We start from the raw sequence: 220 nt of genomic DNA on the forward strand, positions 1-220 counted from the left end.
CTTTTAAGGATCGTGGAAGATGACCACGTTGATAGGCTATAGATGTAAAGGCAGTAATGTCATAGTCGAGTAGTACTAATAATCCGTAAGCTTATGTACACCCTTTTCCCCAGTGGCAACACTGGGGGAGAAACTTTCTAATCCTTCGGCTTCGGCTCAGGATGACACTTTTTATATTCTTTATCTCAGTATGTTAAGATATTATTTTAATTATCAATTG

1 rRNA gene is annotated in these 220 nt (G+C 37.7%); it reads left to right on the plus strand.

Annotation, left to right across the window (positions count from 1 at the left end):
• Positions 1-99, plus strand: a 23S ribosomal RNA gene (locus D0817_RS25580); the annotation flags it as partial.
• Positions 100-220 lie beyond the last annotated feature (121 nt).

The sequence above is a fragment of the Flavobacterium cupreum genome (assembly GCF_003996965.1).
Lineage (GTDB): Bacteria > Bacteroidota > Bacteroidia > Flavobacteriales > Flavobacteriaceae > Flavobacterium > Flavobacterium cupreum.